Consider the following 18867-nt stretch of genomic DNA (forward strand, 5'->3'; position numbering starts at 1 on the left):
GGATTTGCGCTGCATCTGCACGTTGTCAAAACCTCTGGTATTTCACAAGGACGCTACCGTCAGGCGAAGCGGATCGGATGGGCCAGATGGCTTAGCTTGAGCTGCCGCCGACAAAACGGCTGGGGCGCTATGCTGGAGCCATGACTTTTCGCTGGGGCATTCTTGGAGCCGCCCGGATCGCCAGGGCCATGATTCCGGCCATCCGGGCCGCCGGCGGTGAGGTGGTGATGCTGGGCGCGCGTGAGCCGCAGTCGGCACGCGTTCAGCGGTACGCCAGCGACTGGGCCATTGGGCGGGTGGGCAGCTATCAGGACCTGATCGACGCTGATCTGGACGGCATTTACAACCCGCTCCCCAACGCCCTGCACCTGCCCTGGAGTGCGGCGGCCATGCGGGCGGGCAAGCCGGTACTGACCGAGAAGCCGCTGACCCTGAACGCGTTGGAGGCCCGGCAACTCGCCGACGTGGCGCAGCAGACCCGGCAGGTGCTGCTGGAGGGCTTTGCCTACCGCTTCACGCCGCAGCACCAGGCGCTGGCAGAGGCGGCCCGCAGCGGGCAGCTTGGTGAGTTGCGCGCCTACCGGGGCGCCTTCGGCTTCACCGTGCGCGATCCCGCCGACATCCGGCTCAGCCCGGTGCTGGGCGGCGGGGCGCTCTACGACATCGGCTGCTACCCGGTCAACGAGGCGCGGATGCTGCTCGGCGAGCCGTCAGCCGTGATTGCCCAGGCGCGCTGGACACCGGACGACGTGGACGTGTCATTTTCGGCGGTGCTCGACTACAGCCACGTCGGCGGCGGTGCACTGGCCAGCATCGACTGCGGCTTCGACTGGCTTTCGGGGGGCCGGGTCGGGCGCTCGCAGGTGCTGGGCACCGGCGGCGTGATGGAACTCGACCGGGCCTTTTTCAGCGACGAACCGGAGTTCACCCTGACCCGTGACAGTGAAGTGCAGGCGCTGGCCCCCGGCAACGGCTACGCCCTGATGGCGGCCCACTTTCAGCGGGTCGTGCGCGGTGAGGAAGCGGCGCTGTACCCGCCGGAAGACGCCGTGCAGCAGGCGCGGGTGCTCGACGCCCTACTCCAGTCGGCGCGCGAGGGCCGCCGGGTCGTGCTGTAGCGCCGGGGCCGCCGCCCCCTACGGACTGGGCTCAATTCCAAGCCACCCGAGAAAGCGCTTTGGTATTTCTACCGAGCGTCGTGAACGAGAACAGTGGCTCCATACGGGTGCTGTTCTGCTCGAGGCGGTGGCACTCAAGGAACGGACAAATGCGTAGGTTCGGCCACGCGCCCGCCTCTCTGCCCATTCGATCCGGCGTTCGTGACCGCGCTTCTTGAGCTACCCTAGAGGTCAGTTGATTCGCGCGAGTTCATGTGGTCGAGAATTGATACGCATTCCGTTTGTCTGGCAGGCAAACTGGGAAAAAGCTAGTTTGTCCGTTCCACGTTTGGAACTCGTTTTTTTTCTCCTTCCGTTGGTCGGATTTCACCGGTTCTATGCCCCGGTTCGATCGGAGTCCGTGTGAGGTGGAAATGAGCGCAATACCGATCTGGGCGGTGGGTGACGAACTCTTTTTCGCTATGACCCTGTTCGCGTCGTTCGCGCTGCTGACAGGCCTGAGCTTCCTGAACGTCCAGACCTGGAAAACCGCGCTGTTCCGGGCGCTGGTCTACCTGGGCGCGGGTCTGGCCTGCCTGATTCACGCCCAGCCACTCACGCCGGGCTTTTCCCTCGATTTCCAAGAAGTGCCGCTGGCGCTAACCAGCAGCTTCCTAGGCACAGGCTGGGGACTGGCGGTGGGCACGGGCCTGGCCTTCTTCCGCTGGCTGCTGCTGGGTTCGGCGGGCGCGGGGGTGAGTGCCGCTGGGATGGCCCCGGTCATCGTGATGGCGCTGCTGCTTCGCTGGGCTGGACTCAAGGCCGGGAAAAGCGTCAAGCAGGACGCCGCCCTGGCGGTCCTCACCCTCCTGCCGAGCGCCGCGATCACGTTCTGGCAAGTGCACTCAAGCGCCCTGCCGCTGCCGCTGCCGCTGCTGAGTGGGCTGGGACTGAGCAGCCTCAAGCTGATCGTCAGCGTGGCAGGATTCTGCTTGTGGTCGGCCATCGTTTCACTGACCTGGCACACCATCGGCAGCATGCAGCGCTACCAGAACCTGGCCACCCGCGATTCGCTGACCGGGCTGCCCAACCGGTATGTCTTCGAGGAAGACCAGGGACGACCATCAGAAGGCCACTTTCTGCTGCTGCTCGACCTCGACCATTTCAAGCGCGTCAACGACCAGCACGGGCATCTCTACGGCGATCAGGTGCTGCGGCAGTTCGGAGCGCTGCTCTCGGCCCAGGTGGCCGGGCAGGGCCGCGCCTACCGGGTCGGCGGCGAGGAGTTCGCGGTGCGGCTGCGCGGCAACCAACTTACTGCTGAGCAGTTCGCTGAAGCCCTGCGCGCGGCGCTGGCCCGGCTGCAACCGCAGCAGTTCGCCGACCTGGAGTTCCCGCTGAGCGTCTCGGGCGGGCTGGTGTCCGAGGGACCCGGTGCTTTTCAGCAGGCCGACGAACTGCTGTATGTGGCCAAGGCCGCCGGGCGCAATCAGGTGGTGGCTGCCTGGCAGCCCCGGCCCGCCGCGCTGCCGACCTCGCCGTTCAACACCGATTCGCCCGGCGCGGCCACCATCCGGTCGCTGCTGCGGTTCCTGGCCGAACAGGACGGCGAGCAACCGGGCGGGCAGGCCGGCGGGCAAACCAGCGACGAGCCGGATCTGCCGGGTCTGCTGAGGGCGGCCATCTTGTGCGTGCCAGGAGCTGAGGCGGGCAGCCTGGCGGTGCGCGAGGGCCACCAGTGGATAGTGCGCGCCCAGGTGGGCTACAGCCCAGCGCTGGTGGGGGTGCGTTACTCATCCTCGCAGATGCAGCACTGGCACGGCGACCCAGAACGCTGGCAGGGCGGCGAGCCGCGCCTCCTGACCGGCGCGGCGCTGGAAGCACGTTTTCAGGACAACGTTGAGCCGTCGGACTTGCCACTGGAGGTCAGCCGCCGCACCGAGTTGCAGGCCAATTTGCTGCTGCCGATTCTGGTACAGGGCGAGGTGGTCGCCGAACTCAACCTCGACAACCTTCACGACGAGCAGGCCCTGGGCGAGACCTCGCTGGAAGTGGCCAAGGAATTCGCGCTGTGGGCCGCTGCCGTGCTGGCCGCCCACGAGCGCCGCCGCCAGTCGCAGGCCGGGCAGGAAAGTGCGCTGCTGATGCTGGGGCTGGCGCTCGAAACCCGTGACGACACCACCCAGGGCCACACCCGCCGGGTCGTGAAACTGTCCGAGGCGCTGGGCCGCCACCTGCAGCTCGACGCGGCGCAACTCCAGTCACTTCGTCAGGGCGCTTATCTGCACGATCTGGGCAAATTGCAGATTCCCGACCGGGTGCTGCTCAAGTCCGGTACCCTGACCCCCGAGGAAGAGAGGCTGATGCAGCGCCACGTGCTGCTGGGCGCACGGCTGGCCGAGCATTTTCCCAACGTCTTGCCGGGTGCCCGCGAGGTCATCGGCTTTCACCACGAGCGCTGGAACGGCGGGGGCTACCCGCAGGGCGTCTCGGCCCAGGCGATTCCGCTGCTGGCCCGCATCTTCGCCGTGGCCGATGTCTACGACGCCCTGACCAGCGCCCGCCCCTACAAATCCGCCTGGTCACACGAGGCGGCTCTGGAAGAAATCGCCCGCCAGCGCGGCGAGCAGTTTGACCCGGCGGTGGTGGACGCCTTTCTCGACTTGCACCGGCCCACCAGCGCCGCGCTCCCCGACCCGGCACTCGACGACCCGGCCCATATTACAGCTGAGCCGCGCGCCTGAGAAAACACGGCTCCTTCCCTGCTCAGGGTATTCCGGCGGCCTTCAGTGCACCCCGGTAGCCGCGCGCCCTGACCAGCGCCCCGGCCCGGCGGGTGGCCTCCACATAGGCCGCCGCCAGGCGCACAGGATCGCGGCTGAGCAGCCGGGCACTGAGGGCCTCACTGCTGAGCGAGGCCAGCCCCGTTAGTCCCGGCGGATCGCGGCGGGCCTCGCCACTGAAGCTGCGGGCCAGCCCCTCGGCCAGCCAGCGCGGAATGCCAGTGGGCTGGGTGGTGTGAAAGGCCTCATGCCGGATAGTGAACGGCAGCAAGCCGCTGCGGGCCAACGCCGTAAAACGCTGGGTGCGAATCACCGCGCCCTGGGTGCTGGCGGCGATGTTGGCCGGTTCACGGGTGCGGGCCGCGAAATCCGCCGCGCTGAGCGCCGCCTCGATGCGGGTCGGCGGCGGCGGCAGCCCCAGCGCCCGCAGATCGCGCGCCGCCGCGTCCCAGGCCTGGAAGACCCCGCCGAGTTGCTGACGGTCGCGGGGGTCCTGGTATATCACCGTGAGGAAACCGTGCCGGACCTCGAAGGCCAGCGCCCCAGAGCTGAGGAGCAGGGCCAGCAGAGCCACTTTCAGCGCCCCAGCAATCAGGCCACCAGGCTTCACTGGCCCCGATTCATTTGCCCGTGTCGCGCACGGTGAAGGTGGCCGCCGAGGCGTAGCCTTCCACGTCCGGGTCGTACATCAGGAAAGCGTGGGTGGGCAGTGCGGTGAAGGTGCCGGGCGTCTGGGCGCGCAGCAGGTAAGTCATCTTCTGCTGGCCCACCAGATAGTCGGCGTAGAGGTCCACCCGGTCGTCGAGCAGATCGCGCCCGGCGTACCAGTAGTTCCAGTCTTCCCAGTTGTACTCGTCGGGGTCCTGAAGACCCGCAATCGCCAGGCTGCGCTCGTCGAGGGCCTTCATGCCCGCCGGGATCGGGTCGCTGACCAGCAGGTAGCGGGCGCTGTGGTTGGTCGGCTGCACATTCAAGGTCACCAGAATGAGATCGCCCACGCTTACCGGCTGCATCTGCCCGCCCTTGAGGAGCGGCGTGCGCCGGTAGGTGTAGCGCTTGTCCTTGTCGTCCCAGACGGGGTCGAGGCGCTGGTACTGGCGGCTGAGCCTGAAGCCGTGCTGGGCGTCGCTGGCGAGCGTGGCCGGTTCGCGGCTGTAGCTGAGCTGACTGCTGAAACTCAGGCCTGCCGGAGCGCCCTGCACACTCAGGGTGTGCGGCCCGGCCCCGAGTCCGGTGGTGGGCAGCTTGAGGGTGGCCGCGCTCTTGCCGTCCAGGGTGGCCTCGCCCGCCGCCTTGTTGTCGAGCAGCACCTTGACCTGAGCGCTCAGGGCCGGGGCTGGTTTGAGTGCCAGCGCCGCGATGATGACGCTGGTGGTGTCCTGGGTGCTGAGCCACTGCGGGCCACGCCGGTTGGAGAGCAGCCACTGCGAGACGCCGGGAATCAGCGGACTTTGCGGCTCCAGGGTCGCCAGCGCTTCGAGGGCGGTGGCCGTCACCTGAACGCTGTTGTCGTCCCAGAAGTCAAACCAGTAGTCGTTGCCGCGCTTGGCCGTTTCCCAGTGCAGCAGCGCGCCGCCACCTGTACCGATACGCTTGGCCTTGAGTCGGTCGAGCACGTCGCGGGCAACCTGAACCTGGCCGGTTTTCTGGAGGGCCAGCGCCGTGAGCGCGAGCGCATACGGCTCCAGATCCTTGCGGCGGGCGAACTGGGCGAGCGCGGCGTTGTCTGCCCGGCCCGCGTCGGCCAGGGCGCGGTAGGCGCTGGCCTGCTCGGCCTGGCGGGTCTTCTTCTTGCCCGCATTCTTGGCGAGGTAGTTCAGGCCGCTGTCGAGCATGCCGTTGTCGACTTTCGCGCCGAGCGATTTGGCCCGCAGCAGCCCCTCCACGACGTAAGCGCTCATCTCCACAGTGCTGTCGTCCCACTGCCAGAAGTTCCAGCCGCCGTCATCGTGCTGGAAGAGTTGCAGCCGGGCCAGGCCCGCACTGGTGATGTCCGGCAGGTTCTTGATCACGCTCTGCGGGAGGGCGGCGCTGCCGAGGTTCTGGCGGGCCAGCAGCGCGGGCAGAAAGCGGCTCATGGTCTGCTCGGTGCAGCCGTAGGGATAGCCCACCAGGTATTCCAGCGCGGGCGAGACCGCCGACAAGAGCGAGGGCGTCAGGCTCAGGCTCAGATCAAGCGTGCCGGGGTTGGCGTCTTTCGGCACATTCAGCTTCACGCTGGGCTGGTCGGCGCTGCCCACCGCCGTCTGCTTGACCTGGTAGCCGCGTGCCTTGATGGGCAGCGGCAGCTTGAGGGCGTCGTTGCCGGACGCGGTGCGGGCCGTGAAGGTCACGCTGGCCGTACCCACGTTTCCGGCCCGCACCTGCACATCGCTGCGCACCCGTGCCCCCGCCGCCAGCTGGATGGCCGCGCCCGCCGGGGTCAGCGCCGCGCCGCTCAGCGCAGTCAGGCCGCTGAGACTGGCCGTCGCCGTGCCCTGCACCGGGGTCGTGAGCGTGTTGTTGACGATGCCCGATAAGGTCGCCGTGTCGCCGCGCACCAGAAAGGTCGGCAGGCTCAGGCGGGCGATCACGTCCTTGGTGGTCAGGGTGGTGGCGCTGGCCTGCCCGAAGCGCGGCAGCTGGGTCTGGGCACGGGCGGTGGCCACCCAGGTGGTCAGGTTGTCGGGAAACTTGACGTCCACCTCGGCGTGGCCCTGCGCGTCGGTGAGCAGGTTGGGCAGCCACAAAATGGTGTCCTTGAAGTCCTGGCGCGGTGTGACCGGGTCGGCGGCGCTGGCCGAGTCGGCCGTCCTGGTCTGCTTGTCCTGGGCGAAGGCGGGCGTCGGAGCGATGCTTCTCGGTGCGGCGGCCACGTCACCCACCTGCGAGAAGTAGAAGTCGAGGCTGGAGTTGGTGCCCACCGCGTTGTCGCGCGGCGCGTCGAAGACCTGGGCGATCGGGGTGCTGCGGTCCGGCTCTACCAGGTAAATGGCCTGATCGACGACGCCCAAAGCCACCTGCGAGGCCACACCCTTGCCGTCTGCCGACTTCACGTCCACGCTCAGCTTGCCGCTGTCGCCGGGTGCGTAGCGGGCCTTCTGGGGCGTCACCTTCACGCTGAGGTTCGCGCCCACGCGCGGCACGCCGACGCGGGCGTCGCTGCTGTAGAACTGCCCGTCGTTGAACGTCGCCGCCGCCACGTAGATGTTGGGGGCCATGTCGGCCGTGATCGGGAACGCGTAGGTCAGCACCGCTCCCGCGCCGCGCAGCACCACCGCCTTGCGCAGCTTGTCACCTTCCAGGGTCAGCAGCACCGGGGAGCCGGGATTGGGGTTGCCGACGAGTACGGTTGCGCTGTCGCCGGGCGCGTAGGCCTTGCGGCCGAGCTTGACGGTGAGGTCGCGGTAGTTCCAGCCGTAGTCCTCGCCGGGCTTGAGCACCCACAGGTAATTCTCGGAGGTGCTCACGCGGCCCTGGGCATCGGTCACGCTGGCGCGCAGCAGGTAGCTGCCGCCGCGCGGGGCGCTGAGGGTGGCCGCCGCCGTGCCGCCTGCACTGGTCTGTACCTGGGTGCGAGACAGGCGGGTCTCGGTCAGCACCCAGGTCTTTTTCTTCTTGTCGTAGTCGTAATTCTGGCGCACCAGTTCGAGCGTGACCGGCGCGGCGCGGCCCACGTCCTTGAGGTCGCGGGTGTCGAGCGACACGTTGATCGGCTTGCCCACGTTGTAGAGGTAGCCGTCGGCATTGGCCTCCACGTTGAGGCTGGCCGGAAAGGTGATCACCTGGGTCTGGGCGCTGACGGTGCGGCGCGATTCGTCCTCGACCTCGGCCTCGATGCGGTAGCTGATCGGCTGGCCGCCCGCGTCCTTTTCCAGCGGCAGCGTCAGGTCGAGGTTGCCCTGCGCATCGAGGCGGGTCTCGTCCTGGATCACCAGATCGGAGCCGTAGTCACTGCCGCTGTCGTCGCTGCTGTCCGGCAGGGTATCGGTGTCGAAGCCCGGCGGGTAGTAGGTGGCGCGGGTCACGTTGTAGGTGACTTTCGCGCCGCTGACGCTGCCACCGAACAGGTAGCGCGCCGAGATGCGGATGTTGACCCTGTCACCCTGCACCGCCCGGCGACGGTCCGGTGCGAGGGTCACGGCGTATTCGGGTTTCTGGTAGGCTTCCACCTGAAAACTGCCGCCGATGTCGCTCTGGTCATCCCCGTCCGCGTTCTGGGGCTTCAGGGAAAAGGCGTACTCGCCCAGCTTGGCCCCGGCGGGCAGGTCCAGCCCGGCGCCCAGCGAGCCGTAGGCGTCGGTGGTCAGCGACTTGCGAAACACCTGATCGTCGTCGGGCGACCGGAGCGTGACCAGCACCGTGGTGTTGGCCAGCGGCTGCAAGGTACCGGTCCGGCGCAGCACCGCCTTGAAATCGACGTGCTGGCCGGGGCGGTAGACGGGGCGGTCGGTGTAGACGTAGCCGCGTACCTTCGGAGCGGCGTAGCTGTTCCAACTGGCGCTGGAGATGGCCCAGTCGTTGCCGAAGCGGGCCAGGAACGTGCCGATTTCAGCGTTGCTGCCCGCCTTCGTCGTGAAGCGGGCCACACCGTCGGCGCTCGCCTGAACCGGCGGCGTGTTCTCGCCCAGCACCGTCACCACCGCCGCCCGCGTCTGACCGCTGCCCCGGTCGGCGGTGTAGGCCAGGGTCTGCGTCTGGTCGCGCTTGACCACCAGGCCGAGGTTGCTGACGATGACCACCGCCGAGAGCTGCCCGGTGCGGACCACGTAGACGCCGCTGGGCAAGGCCCCGAAATTGAGACTGCTCTGCTTGCGCGCGAGCTTGACGCTGCGAACGACCTGAACGCTGGCCCCGGCGGGCAGGCGCGGCTGGTGCGGGTCTTTGGTGGCGCTGAACAGCCCCGCCGGATCAAGGACCCGCGCGATGGTGAAGACCGTCCCGGCGGGCGCGTAGGCTTCCACCTTGACCGCCTGCCCCCCCCGGTAACTGCCGCCGTAAAGAGAAACGCCGCGCTGGGCTGGGGCCAACCCCGCCAGCAGCAGTCCCGAAACCAGAGCACCCTGAATCCATCTGCGCTTCATGCTTGCCCCTTTTGAGCCGTTCACGTCTTTATTCAGTGTAGATGAACTGTGGGTTTGGGTGCAGAGTTGAGCGAACCTTGAGCTGCGCTGGCGTTCATCTGGCCGTGAGGTCGGCGCAAAACAGGACGAAGTCAGCCTTCAGCTTCGTCCCACGCCCCACTTTCCGCGCACCCCACCTGACCAGCGCCTCAGTCCAGAATCTTCCAGCGGTAGACACCCAGAAAATTGGAATTACTGAGAGCCGGATGGAAGGCCCGCTCGGCGTAGCGCAGCAGGCTCTGCACACTCAGCAGCCGCACCTCGCCGCCCTCGGCCGGGCTGGCCCCGGTGTGGTACACGACCAGGTTGCCGCCCAGGTACACCATGCTGTGATACGAGCGCAGGTTCGGGCGAATGAAGATCAGCACGTCGCCCCGGCGCGCGCGATTGATGTCGCGCGATACCTTCACCATCGCGTAGGTCGCCAGATACTGCACGCCGCTGCGCCCCACCAGCTTGCCCGCCGCGATGTCGCCCGGCTGGTAGGCCCCGCCCGCCACCCGGAACACCGAGCGGCTGATGACCGGCAGCGGATAGGTCAGCGCCTGCACGTCCATTTGATGGGGGCGCGGCAGGTAGTTGAACTTGGCGAACCAGGCCGCGTCGTGGGCCGCCAGGGCATTGATAAAGGCGTAGCGCAGCAGCCCGCCGCAGTCGCGGTCCTGCGCCGCCCAGTCCCTGTTCATACCGTAGTACTGGCTCTGGGCAATGGCCGCGAACCAGTCGGCGAAGCGCGCGCGGTCCTGACCGACGAGTTCGTCGGCGTCGGGATAGCCGTCTGCGTCGCTGTCGGCCACGCGGCCCGCCGCACCTGGCGCAGTCTGGGTAGCCGTCTGAACCGACCCCTGGGTCTGACTTTGAACCGGCTGGGCCAGGCCGCCGGTCAGCAGAGCCAGCCCGAGCAGGCCGCCGAGCCAGCCTGAGGAAAGACCCCGCCGCCACACCGTCGTCACCGCTCGCTCCACCCGGTCAGTATGGCAGCCCGCACCCGCCCCGGCACTCTATGCTGGAGGCGTATGCCCGACGCCGCGCCGCCCACCTTGCTCGAACACCTCCAATCGGTCACCGAACAGTTGGCGGCGGCTCGGACGCCCTCGGCGGTCTACGACATCGTGCTGACCCCGGCGCTCAGCGCCCTGGGCGCACTGGCGGCCATGATCTTGCAAATCGGGGCCGAGCTGCTGGGCAGCGCCGATCCCGCCCTACAGATCATGGCCGTGCGCGGCGACCTCGGCACCCTGCCGCACATCTGGCAGGAAACGACCCTCAGCGACGTGCGGCCCACCACCGACGTGCTGCGCACCGGTCGGGCGCTGTATTTCGAGGGCGGCGGCGACCTCAGCACCGCGTACCCGGACCTCGAGGTTCAGACCGGGGCGGTGCCGCCGGTGGCCACCGCCGTGCTGCCGATGCTGCTCGACGGTCAGCCGCTGGGCGTGCTGCTGCTCGACTTCCGCGAGCCGCACCACTTTACCCCCGACGAGCGGCTGTTTCTGGAAACACTCTCGGCCCAGTGCGCGGTGGCGCTCGGGCGGGCGCAGGCCCAGCAGTTTCTGGAGCAGCAGGTCCGGCTGCGCACGCGGGCACTCGAGGAACAGAGCGCGGCGCTCGACGCCTTCGTCAAATTCACCGAGGCGGCAGGCACCCAGACCGATGTGGCGGACCTCGCCCAGCAGGCCCTGACCCTGCTCTCACAGCGCTTCTCAGGCAGCAGCGGGGTCTTTTACCGCCCCGACAACCAGATGGGTCCGCAGGCGTGGCGGGCACAGCGCTGGACCCCCGATCTGGAAGAAAGCCAGGTGCGCCTGGGTGAGCGGGCACTGGCCGCGACCCTGCCGACCCTGTCGGAGGCCGCCAAGCGTCCCTGGGCCACCTTCAGCGGACCCGGCGAACTCGGTCAGCGGGCCTGCGCCGTCTACCCGCTGTGGATCACCGCCCAGCTCTCGGGCCTGCTGATCTTGCACCTCGCGCCGCAGCAGGACTGGACCGAGCAGGGCAAGCTGCTGCTCAGCTCGGTGGGGCGCAGCTTCAATCTGGCACTGGAGCGTGCCCAGCTCACGGCCCGGCTCTCGCGCCAGAACACCGAACTCGAGGCCCGCAGCGTGATGCTCGAGCGCTTTGCCCTGCTGGCCCGCGATTTCGCCTTCGAGACCGATCCGTATCTGCTGGTCGGTAAGGCCCAGGACATCGTCTTGCCGCTGCTGCCCAGGGGAGCGGCAGCCTACTACGAACTCGACGGCGGCACCTGGCGCATCAAGGTGCAATCGGGCCAGCGGGTCAACGAGGATCTGTGGACGGTGCTGAATGCCGGGCTGCCCTACGCCCGCACGCCGGTGCTGAGCGTGCCCTGGCAGACCCGCCAGCCGTATTACCAGGATGTCTACGACCCGGCGCCCGATCAGCTCAGCGGCCCGGCCGCGCACGTGGGCGCGAGTGCGTCCATGCCGGTGCTGGTGGGCGGGCAACCTTACGGGGTTTTCGTGGTGGGACTGCACGAGGCCCACCACTGGTCGCGGCTCGACAGAGCGGTGCTGGGCACCGTGACCCACAGCCTGTCGCTGGCTCTGGAGCGTGCTCAGAGTGCGGCGACCCTGCGCCAGCGCACCCAGGCGCTGGAGGCGGCCAACGAGGAACTCGAGGGCTTTACCTACTCGGTGTCGCACGACCTGCGCACACCGGTGCGCCACGTCGCGGGCTTCACCACCCTGGCCCGCCGCGCCCTTAAAAGCGGCCAGAGCGAGAAGGCCGAGCGCTACTTCGACATCGTCGAGCAGGCCGCCGAGCGCATGAACGCTTTGGTGGACGCCATGCTCGATCTGTCGCGCACCTCGCGCCAGGCCATGACCCTGGAAGTCGTGGATCTGAATGCGCTGCTGGCCCAGGCCCAGGATGCCCTGAGCCCCGATCTGGCGGGCCGCCAGATCGACTGGCAGCTCAGCCGCCTGCCCTCGGTGCTGGGTGACCGCGCCACCTTGCAGCAGGTCATGACCAACCTGCTCAGCAACGCCGTCAAGTTTTCGCGCGGGCGTGAACCAGCCCACATCGAGGTCTGGGCGCAGCCGCGTCCCGGCGAGTGGGCCGTTTTCGTCAAGGACGACGGAGCCGGGTTCAATGCCACCTACCAGCACAAGCTGTTCGGCATGTTCCAGCGCCTGCACCGCGCCGACGAGTTCGAGGGCGCGGGTGTGGGACTGGCCACCGCCCGGCGCATCGTGGCCCGGCACGGCGGCCAGATGTTCGCCGAGAGCGAGGTGGACCGGGGCGCGACCTTCGGATTTACCCTGCCCCGCCAGGAGTAGAGCAGACAGCGAGAGCGCCTGTACGGGATGCGGAACCGTACAGGCGCTTGCTCTGTTGATTGAGTCGACTGGGCCGGGTGGCCCGGTGATTTACCTCGGCAGCAGCGAACGACCCATCAGGAAGCGGTCCACCTCGCGCGCCGCCTGCCGGCCCTCGCGGATGGCCCAGACGACCAGCGACTGGCCCCGGCGCATGTCGCCCGCCGCGAAGACGCCCGGCACGTTGGTGGCGTAGCCGGTCTCATCGTCGGTTCCGGCCTGGGCGTTGCCGCACCCGTCGCGCTCGACGCCGAACTTCTCCAGAATGCCGCCCACCGGACTCATGAAGCCCATCGCCAGCAGCACCAGATCGGCGGGCAGGAATTCCTCGCTGCCCTCGACCTCCACCATCTTGCCGCCTTCCCACTGAACCCGCACGGTGCGAATGCCCGTGAGCTGGCCGTTCTCACCGACGAACTCGCGGGTGGCGATGGCAAATTCGCGTTGCCCGCCCTCCTCGTGGCTGCTGCTGGTGCGCAGGCGGTAAGGCCAGTACGGCCAGCTCAGCGGCTTGTACTCTTCCTCGGGCGGCATCGGCATCAGCTCGAACTGGGTCACGCTGTGGGCCCCCTGGCGGTGGCTGGTGCCCATGCAGTCCGAGCCGGTGTCGCCGCCGCCGATGACGATCACGTTCTTGCCGGTGGCCAGAATCTGCCCGTCACCGCTCCAGCCGTGATTGACCCGGTTTTGCTGCGGCAGGAATTCCATCGCGAAATGCACGCCGCGCAGCTCGCGCCCCGGCACCGGCAGGTCGCGGGGATGCTCGGCCCCGCCGGAGAGCAGCACGGCGTCGAACTCGGCCTTGAGGTCGTCGGGGCTGATGGTCTCGGTGTGGTGCGAGGTCACTTTCATGTTCGCGGGCAACTCGCCCACCAGGACGCCGGTCCGGAAAGTGACGCCCTCGGCTTCCATCTGCGACACCCGGCGGTCGATATGGTATTTCTCCATCTTGAAGTCGGGGATGCCGTAGCGGAGCAGGCCGCCGACCCGCTCGTTCTTCTCGAATACGGTCACGCTGTGCCCGGCGCGGGCGAGCTGCTGCGCGGCGGCCAGCCCGGCGGGGCCGCTGCCGACGACAGCCACCGTCTTGCCGGTCGTGAAGGCGGGCGGCTGCGGCGTGACCCAGCCTTCCTGCCAGGCCTTGTCGATGATGCTGCGCTCGATGCTCTTGATGCCCACCGCGTCGCTGTTGAAGTTCAGGGTGCAGGCCGCCTCGCAGGGCGCGGGGCAGATGCGCCCGGTGAATTCGGGAAAGTTGTTGGTGGAGTGCAGCACGTCGATGGCCGATTTCCAGTCGTTCTGGTACACCAGATCGTTGAAATCGGGAATGATGTTGTTGACCGGGCAGCCATTGTTGCAAAAGGGAATGCCGCAGTCCATGCAGCGCGCCGCCTGCTGCCGGGCGTCGCCCTCGGCCATCGGCAAGACGAATTCGCGGTAGTGCCGCAAGCGGGCCTCGGCGGGTTCGTACGTGTCTTTGACTCGGTTGTAATCCAGAAATCCGGTGACTTTGGCCATTGATGTTCTCCTGCACGGGGGCGTATGGCGTGTGGCTTGTGAGAAAGGAGATTTCCTCCCCTTCCCCAGCCCTTTATTTCGTGTGCGTGGCGATTCCTGCGGCCACCTCGCCGGGAATGGTTCCGGCCTCACGGCTGACCTGAGGGCTGTTCATGGCCCCCAGGGCGCGGCGGTACTCGTGCGGGTAGACCTTGACGAACTTGCCGAGGGCCGCTCCCCAGTTGTCGAGCAGGTCGCTGGCGCGCAGCGAGCCGGTCCAGGTGTGGTGGTCCTCGATCAGCTTGCGCAGCTGCTCCTCGTCGGTCAGGCCCCAGTGCAGGTGGCCGTCGTCCTGGCCGCTGCGGAGCTGCTCGAGTTGCGCTTCGGCGGTGCGCAGCGGCTGGATGTCTACCATGCTGGTGTTGCAGCGCTGGCGGAAGGTGCCGTCCTCGTCGTAGACGTAGGCCACGCCGCCGGACATGCCCGCCGCAAAGTTGCGCCCGGTCTGGCCCAGCACCACCACCGTGCCGCCGGTCATGTACTCGCAGCCGTGATCGCCGGTGCCCTCGACGACCGCCGAGGCTCCGCTAAGCCGCACCGCGAAGCGCTCGCCCGCCACGCCCCGGAAAAACGCCTCGCCGCTGGTGGCTCCGTACAGGGCGGTGTTGCCGATGATGATGTTGCGGGTCGCGTCGCCCCGGAAGTCGATGCTGGGCCGGATGGCGATGCGCCCGCCCGATAGCCCCTTGCCGGTGTAGTCGTTGGCGTCGCCGATCAGGTAGAGCGTGATGCCCGTCGCCAGGAACGCGCCGAAGCTCTGGCCGCCGGTGCCTTCCATCTGAATGAAGATGGTGTGGTCGGGCAGGCCATCGGGTCGGCGGCGGATCAGCTCGCCCGAGAGCATTGCGCCCACCGAGCGGTTGACGTTGCGCGCCGGATGCAGAATCTGGATGGCCTCACCCGTGTCGATGGCCGATCGGACCTTCTGAATCAGCACGTGGTCGAGCGCTCTGTCCAGGCCGTGGTCCTGCCCGCTTTCGTGGCGGCGCACGTACTCGCCCTCGGGGCGGTAGAAGACCCGGCTGAAATCCAGGCCGCGCGCCTTCCAGTGCTCAATTCCGGCGCGGGTGTCGAGCAGGTTGCTGCGGCCCACCAGATCCTCGAACCGGGCGATACCGAGCGAGGCCATGATGGCGCGCACCTCCTCAGCCACGAAGAAGAAGAAATTGATGACGTGCTCGGGCTTGCCGGTGAACTTCTTGCGGAGTTCCGGGTCCTGGGTCGCCACGCCTACCGGGCAGGTGTTGAGGTGGCACTTGCGCATCATGATGCAGCCCTCGGCCACCAGTGGCGCGGTGGCGAAGCCGAATTCGTCCGCGCCCAGCAATGCGCCGATGACTACGTCGCGCCCGGTCTTCATCTGACCGTCGGCCTGAAGGCGCACCCGGTCACGCAGACCGTTGAGCACCAGGGTCTGCTGCGCTTCGGCCAGGCCCAGTTCCCAGGGGGTTCCGGCGTGCTTGATCGAGCTGTACGGCGAGGCTCCAGTGCCGCCGTCGTGTCCGGCGATCACGATGTGGTCGGCCTTGGTCTTGGCCACGCCCGCCGCAATGGTGCCCACGCCCACTTCCGACACCAGCTTCACCGAGATGTCGGCCTGAGGATTGACGTTCTTGAGATCGTGGATCAGCTGGGCCAGGTCCTCGATGGAGTAGATGTCGTGGTGCGGCGGCGGCGAAATCAGGCCCACGCCCGGCACCGAGTGGCGCAGCATCCCGATGTACTCGGTCACCTTGCCGCCGGGCAGCTGGCCGCCCTCGCCGGGCTTGGCACCCTGCGCCATCTTGATCTGAATCTGGTCGGCGCTCACCAGGTACTCGGTGGTGACGCCGAAGCGCCCGGAAGCGACCTGCTTGATCTTGCTGCGCAGGCTGTCACCATCTTGCAAGTCGTAGTCGGCCAGCGAGCGGCCCTCACCGATGATGTCGGCCACCCGGGTTCCGGCACTGATGAACTCACCGGCGCGCTCGGCACGGTAGCGGGCCGGGTCCTCGCCGCCCTCGCCAGTGTTACTTTTGCCGCCGATGCGGTTCATGGCGACGGCCAGGGTGGTGTGCGCCTCGGTGCTGATGCTGCCCAGCGACATGGCCCCGGTGGCAAAGCGCTTCACGATGTCGGCGGCACTCTCCACTTCTTCCAGCGGAATGGCCTGGGCCGCATCCGCCTTGATGTCGAACAGCCCGCGCAGGGTCATGTGGCGCTTGGACTGGTCGTTGATGATGCCGGAGTACTCGCCGAAGGTCTTGGCTTGGTTGGCGCGCACCGCGTGCTGGAGCTTGGCCACCGCGTCGGGGGTCCACATGTGGTCCTCGCCACGGGCGCGCCAGGCATACTCCCCGCCCACGTCGAGCATGTTGGCCAGCAGCGGATCGTCACCGAAGGCCGCCGTGTGGTTGCGGATGCTCTCCTCGGCCACCTCGAAGATGCCGATGCCGCCGACCTGGGTGCTGGTGCCGGGGAAGTACCCGTCGACCAGCTCGCGGCTCAGGCCGACCACCTCGAAAATCTGCGCGCCGCAGTAACTCATGTAAGTGCTGATGCCCATCTTGGACATGATCTTGGACAGGCCCTTGCCGATGGCCTTGACATAGTTGTAGACGGCCTTGGCGCTGTCGGTCCCGGCACTCTCGCCCTTGCCCTCGGGGTCGGCGTGCAGGGCGATCAGGGTTTCGAGCGCCAGGTACGGGTGAATGGCCTCGGCTCCGTAACCCGCCAGCACCGCGAAATGATGCACCTCGCGGGCGTCGCCGGTCTCGACGACCAGACCCGCCGAGGTCCTGAGGCCCTCGCGCACCAGATAGTTGTGAATGGCCGACAGCGCCAGCAGGGCGGGCACCGCCACCCGTTCGCGGCCCAGCTTGCGGTCGCTGATGATCAGGATGCTGGCCCCGCCCTTGATGGCGTCCACCGCCTGGGCGCGCAGCGAAGCGATCTTGGCCTCCACACCCTCGCGGCCCCAGCTCGCCGGGTAGGTGATGTCGAGTTCATGCGGCTTGAACTTGCCGCGTGTGTGCTCACTGATGGCGCGCAGGCGGGCCATGTCGTTGAAGTCCAGAATCGGCTGCGAGACTTCCAGGCGCATGGTCGGGTTGGCGGCATTGATGTCGAGCAGGTTGGGTTTGGGGCCGATGAAGCTGCGCAGCGACATCACCACCGCCTCGCGGATCGGGTCGATGGGCGGGTTGGTGACCTGGGCAAACAGTTGCCGGAAGTAGTTGTACAGCGGCTTGCTGCGGCTCGAGAGCACCGCCAGCGGCGAATCGTTGCCCATCGAGCCGATGCCTTCCTCGCCGAGCATGGCCATCGGTCCCATCAGGAACTTGAGGTCTTCCTGGGTGTAGCCGAAGGCCTGCTGACGGTCCAGGCGGCTCTCGGTAAAATGGCCCACCTCGCCTGACACGTCGATACTGGAGAGGTTGACGCGCACGTTGTCGATCCACTGGCGGTAAGGCTTGGCCCCGGCGTACTGGGCTTTGAGTTCGTCGTCCTCGATGATCCGGCCCTGGTCGAAGTCGATCATGAACATCTTGCCCGGCTGGAGTCGCCACTTGCGGACGATCTGGCGCTCGGGAATCGGCAGCACACCCGACTCGGACGACAGCACCACCAGATCGTCCTTGGTGACGATGTAGCGCGCGGGCCTGAGGCCGTTGCGGTCGAGCGTCGCGCCGAGCTGCCGTCCGTCGGTGAACACCATCGCGGCGGGGCCGTCCCAGGGTTCCATCATGGCGGCGTGGTACTCGTAAAAGGCCCGGCGGCGGTCGTCCATCAGCTCGTGCTGCTCCCACGCTTCGGGAATCAGCATCATGGCGGCCTGGGCCATCGGGTAGCCGGCCAGGGTCAGCAGTTCGAGCGCGTTGTCAAACGTGGCAGTGTCGGACTCGCCCTCAAAAGAAATCGGGTAGAGCTTCTTGAGGTCGTCACCCAGAATCGGGCTGCTCATCACGCCCTCGCGCGCGCGCATCCAGTTGAAGTTGCCCTTGACGGTGTTGATTTCGCCGTTGTGGGCGACCATCCGGTAGGGGTGCGCCAGCGGCCACTCGGGAAAGGTGTTGGTCGAGAAGCGCTGGTGGACGAGCGCCAGCGCCGAGACGACCCGCTGGTCTTGCAGATCGAGGTAGTACTGACCCACCTGATCGGCCAGCAGCAGGCCCTTGTAAATGACGGTGCGGCACGACATTGATGGCACGTAGTACTCGCCGCCGTGCGTCAGCTTGAGGTAACGGATGGCGTTGGAGGCGGTGCGGCGGATCACGTAGAGCTTGCGCTCCAGCGCGTCGGGCACCAGCACATCGGGGCCGCGCCCGATGAAGACCTGGCGGATCACCGGCTCCTTCTCGCGCACGGCGGGCGACATCGGCATCTCGCGGTCGACCGGCACATCGCGCCAGCCGAGCACAAGCTGGCCCTCGGCGATGATGGCGCGCTCCAGCTCCTGCTCGCAGAAGCGGCGTGAGGCGGCTTCCTTGGGCAAAAAGATCATCCCGACGCCGTACTCGCCTTCGGGCGGCAGGCTCACGCCCTGCTGGCTCATCTCGGCGCGGTAAAAAGCGTCGGGAATCTGAATCAGAATGCCCGCGCCGTCGCCCATCAGCTTGTCGGCCCCGACGGCTCCCCGGTGGTCGAGGTTTTTCAGGATGCTGAGGCCCTGCTCGACGATGCGGTGGGCCTTCTTGCCCTTGATGTGGGCCACGAAGCCCACCCCGCAGGCGTCACTCTCGGTGGCCGGATTGTACAGCCCTTGTTTGGCAGCCTCGGCCCGGCGGACGTCGCTGCCGGTTTGCTGGGCATTGGTCGATGAAGGATCGCTCTCCAACTCTTCATAGAGAGCAGGCTGGACATCTTCGGCGTTTGGAGTATCTTGACTTTGAATCACAACTTGACCCTTCTTCTGATCCTGCATTCGCTTTGCCTCCAAGACTGCCGGGCGGGGCCGGGAAAGTTTGATCTGCGCACAATAGCGAATCCAGCCGCTCTCAACGGGGGGTTT

General features: G+C 67.4%; 8 protein-coding genes. 3 read left to right on the forward strand and 5 right to left on the reverse strand.

Translation table 11 applies throughout. The annotated features are described in order from the left end of the window. Positions 1 to 140: 140 nt before the first annotated feature. Together GUI70_RS03305 and GUI70_RS03310 are read left to right on the forward strand one after the other, a co-directional pair. A complete protein-coding gene (locus tag GUI70_RS03305) occupies positions 141 to 1118 on the forward strand; it encodes a Gfo/Idh/MocA family protein (RefSeq protein WP_161880885.1) in 978 nt (325 codons plus the stop codon). Between the two features lie 413 nt (positions 1119 to 1531). Continuing rightward, entirely contained in the window at positions 1532 to 3841 is a 2310-nt protein-coding gene (locus tag GUI70_RS03310) for a diguanylate cyclase (protein WP_161880886.1), read from the forward strand. 22 nt (positions 3842 to 3863) lie between these two features. Here GUI70_RS03310 and GUI70_RS03315 read toward each other — a convergent pair whose 3' ends face one another. The 3 genes from GUI70_RS03315 to GUI70_RS03325 form a co-directional block, all read right to left on the reverse strand. Beyond that, positions 3864 to 4490 carry a hypothetical protein gene (locus tag GUI70_RS03315; RefSeq protein ID WP_161880887.1) on the reverse strand — a complete coding sequence of 209 codons (627 nt, stop codon included), beginning with the start codon at positions 4488 to 4490 and terminating at the stop codon, positions 3864 to 3866. A 10-nt stretch (positions 4491 to 4500) separates the two neighbouring features. Next, positions 4501 to 8943, reverse strand: coding sequence for an alpha-2-macroglobulin family protein (locus tag GUI70_RS03320; protein WP_161880888.1), 4443 nt, complete (start codon positions 8941 to 8943; stop codon positions 4501 to 4503). 188 nt (positions 8944 to 9131) lie between these two features. Continuing rightward, a complete protein-coding gene (locus GUI70_RS03325) occupies positions 9132 to 9947 on the reverse strand; it encodes a DUF1175 family protein (RefSeq protein WP_161880889.1) in 816 nt (271 codons plus the stop codon). 51 nt (positions 9948 to 9998) lie between these two features. Here GUI70_RS03325 and GUI70_RS03330 point away from each other — a divergent pair, with 51 nt between their 5' ends. Then, positions 9999 to 12281, forward strand: coding sequence for an ATP-binding protein (locus GUI70_RS03330; RefSeq protein WP_161880890.1), 2283 nt, complete (start codon positions 9999 to 10001; stop codon positions 12279 to 12281). Positions 12282 to 12371: 90 nt separating this feature from the next. Here GUI70_RS03330 and GUI70_RS03335 read toward each other — a convergent pair whose 3' ends face one another. Beyond that, positions 12372 to 13838: a glutamate synthase subunit beta gene (locus GUI70_RS03335; RefSeq protein ID WP_161880891.1), complete on the reverse strand. Its 1467-nt coding sequence runs from the start codon at positions 13836 to 13838 to the stop codon at positions 12372 to 12374. A gap of 73 nt (positions 13839 to 13911) precedes the next feature. Continuing rightward, positions 13912 to 18615 (reverse strand): glutamate synthase-related protein, encoded by a 4704-nt coding sequence (locus GUI70_RS03340; RefSeq protein ID WP_237724693.1) that lies wholly within the window; start codon positions 18613 to 18615, stop codon positions 13912 to 13914. Between the last annotated feature and the right edge of the window lie 252 nt (positions 18616 to 18867).

It is taken from the genome of Deinococcus alpinitundrae, assembly GCF_009982895.1.
Taxonomy (GTDB): Bacteria; Deinococcota; Deinococci; order Deinococcales; family Deinococcaceae; genus Deinococcus; species Deinococcus alpinitundrae.